The 4198-nt window shown below is 46.1% G+C and carries 2 protein-coding genes; both read right to left on the reverse strand.

From position 1 onward, the window contains the following. Window positions 1-434: 434 nt before the first annotated feature. Window positions 435-1901, reverse strand: a complete 1467-nt coding sequence (locus QUA58_RS30875; protein WP_333397942.1) for a hypothetical protein — start codon at window positions 1899-1901, stop codon at window positions 435-437. A gap of 607 nt (window positions 1902-2508) precedes the next feature. Next, window positions 2509-4029 carry a hypothetical protein gene (locus tag QUA58_RS30880; protein WP_333397944.1) on the reverse strand — a complete coding sequence of 507 codons (1521 nt, stop codon included), beginning with the start codon at window positions 4027-4029 and terminating at the stop codon, window positions 2509-2511. Window positions 4030-4198: the final 169 nt, after the last annotated feature.

Below are 4198 nucleotides of genomic sequence, written 5' to 3' on the forward strand. Positions count from 1 at the left end.
TGTTAAATGCCTCGCATAATGTCTGTCAATAGCCTTCATAGCCTTGATTTAACCTCTCGACAATTAATCCACCCTGCCCAGCCCCCCTTAAAAAGCTACGGTGTACACACAAGTCATGAGATCCCTTAAAAAGGGGGGAACCGGAGTCAAAGTACCCCTTTTTAAGGGGGATTTAGGGGGATCTCCGAGGATTTTGGTTCTACACAGAGATGTGTGTACACGGTAGCCCTTAAAAAGGGGGGAGAAAGAGCGTCGGCGTTGCTTAATCAGGGTATGAAAGGCTAAATAGACCCGTCATAGAAACCAGTATCGACAAAGCTTAGGGATTTTCAACTTATTTTTTCATACCCTGATTAAGCAACGCCCCAGCGCGAACGTGCTGCTGAGAACGGCAACGGTGAGGAAGGTCGCAAACTGTCGTTGGGGATGTGCCATCATCGCTTTGGTCGGGTAGAAGCTCGGTTTTTGAGCTGTGGCGGTGTCTTGTCGCTATAGGTAAATGGTAGCCCTTTGTACTTTAATCTCTGCTCCAACCATTTGGGTTTCTCGCTAAACGAGATCGACATCGTACCATCGGGAGCAACGCGATACAGCCATTTTGCCCCCGGACAAATAGACGACTTCATATCGGGAACCGATGGCGGCCATTTTCCCGTTTTGGCTGCTAGTGCTTTGACTTGCAGAATTTTCTGAGTCAGTTCCAAATCCAACATATACTTGGCTGCTTTACTGGTTTGGCTGGGAAAACTTGTAGATGTCCTACCTATATAATTCCACCACGCTAAGTCCTCTGCCGGGGCTGAATCAGAAGCGCAAACATTCTGCTGGCGAGATGCTGCAAGCGATCGTTTATAGGCGTGATAACTATCGATCGCAGAAAAGCGAACATAAGGTTTGATCACCGGCTTGAACCACACCACGACATGAGATAAAGTCCAGTCTAAGATTTTTTCTTGTGAAGTTGGGGGATCGTTCGTTATCGTAAATATTCCCAAAAAACTAGAAGCGCCCGATCGTTCTAGTAGCGAAGACCACGAGTATTTCCAAAGGAAGTCTTGCAAAGATTTGAACTGAAACAAATATTCTCCCTGCAAGGATGTCAATATCGATTCGCGGTAATCGCGTTCCTGCAAGCGCTGCTGCCACTGGGCTGGAAGGCTATCGGCTTTCCGCATCACCCCTACTTGATATTTAGTCACAATCAAAGCCACAAGTTGAGGGAGTAGGAGGGGGCTTTCTGTTAAAGGCTGATTAATTTTCCAGGATACTTCCAGCATTTCTGCTGCTGCTTCCGTCTGTCCTTTACGGTATTTTTCTAGAATGTCTAGGGCTAAAACTTTTTGGATATTAGCCTGCGATAAATAAGCGGGTAGGCGAACCGTCAGATCTCCTTCCAGAATCCAGCTAATATCTGTTCCCCAGTGCGGCACTTCATTATTTATTAAAACCTGCTGGCGAAGTTTTGCTAAAGCCGTTTGCTTGGAGGCGAGATAGCGCTGTAATTTCTCTGGAGGTGGATTTACGGTATCGTTTGGTTTGGCAATCTCAGCGTCTAGGTACTGAGTTAATTCTTGTTGGATTTCTTCAAATGCCTTTCGATCTTCCTCTGAAGGCCTAAAATCAGCCCTAGACCCGATGGAGCGATCGGCAGAAGAGAAACCTGCCCCTCCACCGAACCCCACTTTAGCGAGGGACGCCCCCAGCTTCAATGCCGCATCATTCGGCTCAGTTTTGGGAAACCGTTGGGCATATGCTGCTAAATCCTGCTCGATTTCTTTTTCATGCACAGAGGCGATATAGTTGCCACCCACAATCCAGACTGCCAGCAGTCCCGCCAACCCAACAACCGAACCACCCAGAAATTTGAGGTTCCGTCTGAACGATAGGTTTTGAATGTCCATAAACTCCTCCTTCGTGCGAGTACACCTGAAAATGAGGCGTTGCTGAATACAAGTATGAATTCAAAGTTTTCGGAATGGCTATAAGCCAAGTAGAGTGAGTTTTGCAACATCAAGTGAAAAGTTTATTCGTACGCCAGAATCAGCAACGCCTTACCTGTTTATCTTGCCCACTTTTTTTGGGCGCACGATCACATAACCAGGCCGTGTAACATTTCTGCACTTATCCAGCAAGCCCTAAATACCTAACACGCCACACCCGAAGGCTAGAGCAGGATAGGACATTTTCCCTGCCTAAAGCTTTTTAGAGATGTTTGAGGCTGTAAATCAGGAAATACGGATTGTACCTTAAACATTGGCACCGCTGCCTAAATTACACCCTAGTTACTAAAGATATTGACGTTGCTGATTTACGGTATGAAAAGCTAAATAGACCCGTCATAGAAACCAGTATCGACAAAGCTTGAGGATTTTCAACTTATTTTTTTCATACCCTGGTTAAGTAACGCCGATGTACGTGGAAATCTGGGGTTCTGAGACACTTTTTTCTCGCTCCTTAGCCAATGGTAGTCAGCACTAACGATCGCAAACTGTCATTGGGGATGTGCCATTATCGCTTTGGTCGGGTAGAGGCTCGGTTTTTGAGCTCTGGCGGTGTCTTGTCGTTATAGGTAAATGGTAGCCCTTTGCGGCTTTTTAATCTCTCCTCCAACCATTTGGGTTTCTCGCTAAACGAGATCGACATCGTACCATCGGGAGCAACGCGATACAGCCATTTTGCTCCCGGACAAATAGACGACTTCATATCGGGAACCGATGCCGGCCATTTTCCCGTTTTGGCTGCTAGTGCTTTGACTTGCAAAATTTTCTGAGTCAGTTCCAAATCCAGCATAGATTTGGCTGCTTTACTGGTTTGGCTGGGGAAATTTGTAGATGTCCTACCTGATGTCCTACTTATATAATTCCACCACGCGAAGTCCTTTGCCGGGGCTGAATCAGAAGCGCAAACATTCTGCTGGCGAGATGCTGCAAGCGATCGTTTATAGGCGTGATAAGTATCGATCGCACAAAAGCGAATATAAGGTTTGATCACCGGCTTGAACCACACCAGGACATGAGATAAAGTCCAGTCTAAGATTTTTTCTTCTAAAGTTGGGGAATAGAGATAGCTTGTTTCCGTCTGAAGTAGTGAAAGTATTCCATGACCACTAGTAGAAACGCCTATTGCTTCTCGACTGGAAGAGTACCAGTCTAGTAGCGAAGACCACGAGTGTTTCCAAAGGAAGTCTTGCAAAAATTTGAACTGAAACAAATAGTCTGCCTGCAAGGATGTCAATATCGATTCGCGGTAATCGCGTTCCTGCAAGCGCTGCTGCCACTGGGCTGGAAGCCGATCGACTTTCCGCATCACCCCTGCTGGATATTTAGTCACAATCAAACCCACAAGTTGAGGCATGAAGAGGGGGCTTTCTGTTGAAGACTGGTTGATTTTCCAGGATACTTCCAGCATTTCTGCTGCTGCTTCCGTCTGTCCTTTACGGTATTTTTCTAGAATGTCTAGGGCTAAAACTTTTTGGATATTAGCCTGCCATAAATAATCGGGTCCGCGAACCGTCATATCTCCTTCCAGAATCCAGCTAATATCTGTTCCCCAGTGCGGCACTTCATTATTTAAAACCTGCTGGCGAAGTTCTGTTAAAGCCGTTTGCTTGGAGGCGAGATAGCGCTGTAATTTCTCTGAAGGTGGATTTACGGTATCGTTTGGTTTGGCAATCTCAGCGTCTAGGTACTGCTTTAATTCTTGTCTGATTTCTTCAAATGCCTTTTGATCGTCCTTTGAAGATTTAAAATCAGCCCTAGACCCGATGGAGCGATCGGCAGAAGAGAAACCTGCCCCTCCACCGAACCCCACTTTAGCGAGGGACGCCCCCAGCTTCAATGCCGCATCATTCGGCTCAGTTTTGGGAAACCGTTGGGCATATGCTGCTAAATCCTGCTCGATTTCTTTTTCATGCACAGAGGCGATATAGTTGCCACCCACAATCCAGACTGCCAGCAGTCCCGCCAACCCAACAACCGAACCACCCAGAAATTTGAGGTTCCGTCTGAACGATAGGTTTTGAATGTCCATAAACTCCTCCTTCGTGCGATCGCACCTGAAGATGAGCGCCAGAATCAATTTAAACCATTGTCTTCTACATTTGCCGATTCTCGATACTTTTAAAGGGAGCATCCCATTAAGGAAGTAAGTATTTATACTTAGTTTAGAAACAGGTAAAATGTTAAAAAATCACACCTCA

Origin of the sequence: Microcoleus sp. N9_A1, assembly GCF_036701795.1 — a bacterium.
In the GTDB taxonomy this organism is placed as follows: Bacteria; Cyanobacteriota; Cyanobacteriia; order Cyanobacteriales; family Microcoleaceae; genus Microcoleus.